Origin of the sequence: uncultured Sphingomonas sp. (genome assembly GCF_913778135.1) — a bacterium.
Classification (GTDB): domain Bacteria; phylum Pseudomonadota; class Alphaproteobacteria; order Sphingomonadales; family Sphingomonadaceae; genus Sphingomonas.
Window position 1 is genome coordinate 1 of the sequence record NZ_CAJYVU010000172.1, and the last position, 3,527, is coordinate 3,527.

The window sequence follows — 3,527 nt, forward strand, 5'->3', positions numbered from 1 at the left end:
GTAGCGATAGTCGAGCGTCGCATCGAGCGCGGTCGACAGATTGTGGCTGTGAACGTGCGCGCCGGGTTGAATGGCGGCGGTGGCATGGCCGATCGGAAAGCCGTATTTGAGGGCGGGCGCTCCGATCCCCATCGGCAGCAGCGCGACCTTGTGACCCCGCGCGATATCCTCGGCGAGCGTGATCGCGCTGCCGATCGCGTCCCCGGCGGCCCCGTCGACCGTCAGCGTGTCGCCGGCGTGTGCGTCGTCCAGCATCGTGGCGAGCGTATCGGTCGGCGCCACCTTCCATGCCCTCGCCATGCCATCCTCTCGACGTTCATTTCGGTAACCGGTGTCATATGTGTAATGTCCGTACGATCTTTGCAAGGGTGCGGGACTGGCGGGATCGTTTCGGCCGCTTTACACCCGGTGCCATGCAGAAAACGGGACAGTCGACGATCAATGATGTGGCGCGCGTCGCCGGCGTGTCGAAAAAGACGGTGAGTCGGGTCATCAACCGCTCGCCTTTGCTCAGCGAGGATACGCGGAAGCGTGTGGAGGAGGTGATCGCAGGCCTGGGCTATATCCCCAATCCGCAAGCACGGGCGCTGGCGCTGCGCCGCAATTTCCTGATCGGCCTGGTCCACGACAATCCCAATGCGCAGACGGTGATGAACGTCCAGCAGGGTATGCTGGAAGCGCTGCACGATACCGAATTCGAAATGGTGGTGCGTCCGCTCGATCGCGGCTCGGCGACGATGCTGGAGGATCTGCGCCACTTCCTCGAACGCCAGCGCCTGTTCGGCGTGTTGCTGATGCCGCCGATCAGCGAGAACGATTCGGTGGCGAAGCTGTGCGACGATATCGGCTGCCGTTATGTGCGCATGGGGTCGGCGGTGCTGGATGCGGCCGACCATATGGTCGCCTCCAACGACCGCGAGGCGGTGCAGGGCGCGGTCGCCTATCTGATCGAACAGGGGCATCGCCGCATCGGCCTGGTCGCGGGCCCGCACGGCTTCCGCTCGGCGCGCGAGCGGCGGCAGGGCTTCGAGGATGCGCTGGCGGAGGCGGGTATCGCGCTGCCGCGATCGATGATCGCCGACGGCAATTATACCTTCGATTCGGGGCTGGTCGCGGCGGAGCGCTTGCTCGATGTCGTGCCGCGCCCGACGGCGATCTTCTCCTCGAACGACGAAATGGCGGCGGGCGTGATCCATGCCGCCCGCCAGCGTGGGCTGGAGATTCCGCGCGACCTGTCGATCATCGGCTTCGACGACACGCCGATCGCCGCGCATGTCTGGCCACCGCTGACGACGGTGCGCTGGCCGATTGCCTCCATGGCGCGATCGGCCGCGCTGAAACTGATCGCAGGCGGCATGGAGCAGGAACCGGACGTGGAAGAACCCTCGCTTTTTCTGTCGACGCTGATCCGTCGTGCGTCGGTCGCCGCGCCCCGCGAATGAGGCTGGGGGTTGCGTCGCGATTTGACACCGGTTACCAAGCTGCCAGCCGCCTGACGAAGGGCGCTTCGAGAGGATAGAGATGGCCCGGGCTTTGCGCCTCGATCCCGACCGCCTGTTTCCGGCTGATCCGACGACACGCAGCATCGCGCGCGCGCTTTATGCCAGTGTCGCCGATCTGCCGATCGTCAGCCCGCACGGCCACACCGATCCGCGCTGGTTCGCCGAGAATGCGAACTGGACCGACGCGACCTCGCTGCTGCTGGCGCCTGATCATTATCTGTATCGCATGCTCTACAGCCAGGGCATCGCGCTCGACGCGCTGGCGATTCCGCACAAGGGCGGCGTGCCTGCCACCGATCCGCGTGCGGCGTGGCGCGTGTTCGCGGACCATTATCACCTGTTCCGCGGGACGCCCTCGCGCCTGTGGCTCGATCATGTCTTCGTCGATGTGTTCGGGATCGAGGTGGCGCTGGAGGCGGAGACCGCCGACCTCTATTTCGACGCGATCGGAGAGGCGCTCGCCACCGATGCGTTTCGTCCACGCGCGCTCTTCGATCGCTTCCGCATCGATTTTCTCGCCACGACCGAGGGCGCGCAGGACAGCCTCGATGCGCATCACGCGATCCACACGTCGGGCTGGGGCGGGCGCGTCGTCACCACCTATCGCCCCGATGGCGTCATCGACGTCGAGCATGAGGCGTTCGTGCCGGCGATGGCGCGCTTTGCCGAGTTGACCGGCGAGGACGTCTATGGCTGGCAGGGCTATCTCGCCGCCCATCGCAAGCGCCGCACTCACTTCCGGGCGGCGGGCGCGACCGCGACCGATCACGGCCATCCGACGGCGGCGACTGCCAATCTGACGCCGCAGGAATGCGAAGCGCTGTTCGCGCGGATCGTCGGCGGCGATTGGACACCGGCGGACGCCGAGCTGTTCCGCGCGCAGATGCTGACCGAAATGGCGGCGATGAGTATCGAGGATGGCATGGTCATGCAGATCCATCCCGGTAGTTTCCGCAACCACAATGCCGGTCTGTTCGCCAGTCACGGTCGCGACAAGGGTGCGGACATCCCGACGCGCACCGATTACGTCCGCGCGCTCAAGCCGCTGCTCGACCGGTTCGGCACCTCGACCGATCTGTCGATCATTCTCTTCACGCTGGACGAGAGCGCCTATGCGCGCGAACTCGCGCCGCTCGCCGGCCATTATCCGTGCCTGAAGCTGGGCCCGTCCTGGTGGTTCCACGACAGTCCCGAAGGCATGCGCCGCTTCCGCGAGATGACGACCGAGACCGCCGGATTCTACAACACCGTCGGCTTCAACGACGATACGCGCGCCTTCCTGTCGATCCCCGCGCGGCACGACGTCGCGCGCCGCGTCGACTGTGCCTTCCTGGCGCGGCTCGTCGCCGAACATCGCATCGCGGACTGGGAGGCGGCGGACCTCGCGCAGGAACTGACCGCCGGCCTCGTCCGCCGCGCCTATCGTATCGACCAGAGCACGGCCGCCGCGCGCGGCCCGAAGGAGTGACCATGTACGACCGGACCTATTACGCGACGCATCCGGACATGATGGAGTGCGTGTCGAACGACGAGCTGCGCGACCGCTATCTGATCCAGGGGCTGTTCCGCGACGGCGAGTGCGTGCTGAATTACACGCACGCCGAGCGCTTCGTGATCGGCGGCGTCGCGGTGGCGAGCGGCAGCGTGAAGCTGCCCGACCAGACCGAGCCGGCATCGGCGGCGGGCCACCCCTTCCTCGAACGCCGCGAGATGGCGGTCGTCAACGTCGGCAAGGTCGACGGCATTGTGACGGTCGATGGCGAGACGTTCGAGCTCGGCAACAAGGACTGCCTGTACGTCACGATGGGGGCGAAGGATGTCCAGTTTTCGGGTGACGGTGCGCGTTTCTACCTCGCCTCGTGTCCGGCGCATCAGGCATACACGACGCGGAAACTCGGCATCGCCGACGCCAATGCGCTCGAGCGCGGCAGCCTCGCCGAATCGAACGAGCGCACGATCTTCCAGCTCGTTATCCCGGGCATCTGCGACAGCGCGCAGCTGGTGATGGGCCTCACCGTGCTGAAG

Annotated in this window: 4 protein-coding genes; 3 read left to right on the forward strand and 1 reads right to left on the reverse strand. The window is 66.2% G+C overall.

Features of this window, described 5'->3' with window-relative positions; all coding sequences use genetic code 11:
• A partial coding sequence (locus QZ847_RS15335; RefSeq protein WP_294358112.1) for a UxaA family hydrolase occupies positions 1 to 300 on the reverse strand: 300 nt, incomplete at its 3' end.
• Positions 301 to 413: 113 nt separating this feature from the next.
• On the opposite strand from QZ847_RS15335, the gene QZ847_RS15340 reads away from it, so the two are divergent.
• The 3 genes from QZ847_RS15340 to QZ847_RS15350 form a co-directional block, all read left to right on the forward strand.
• On the forward strand, positions 414 to 1,442 hold the full coding sequence (locus QZ847_RS15340; RefSeq protein WP_058753498.1) for a LacI family DNA-binding transcriptional regulator: 1,029 nt from the start codon (positions 414 to 416) through the stop codon (positions 1,440 to 1,442).
• Between the two features lie 79 nt (positions 1,443 to 1,521).
• On the forward strand, positions 1,522 to 2,970 hold the full coding sequence (gene uxaC / locus QZ847_RS15345; protein ID WP_294358121.1) for a glucuronate isomerase: 1,449 nt from the start codon (positions 1,522 to 1,524) through the stop codon (positions 2,968 to 2,970).
• Between the two features lie 2 nt (positions 2,971 to 2,972).
• Positions 2,973 to 3,527, forward strand: a 555-nt coding sequence (locus tag QZ847_RS15350) for a 5-deoxy-glucuronate isomerase (RefSeq protein WP_294358125.1), incomplete at its 3' end; no start/stop codon positions are given.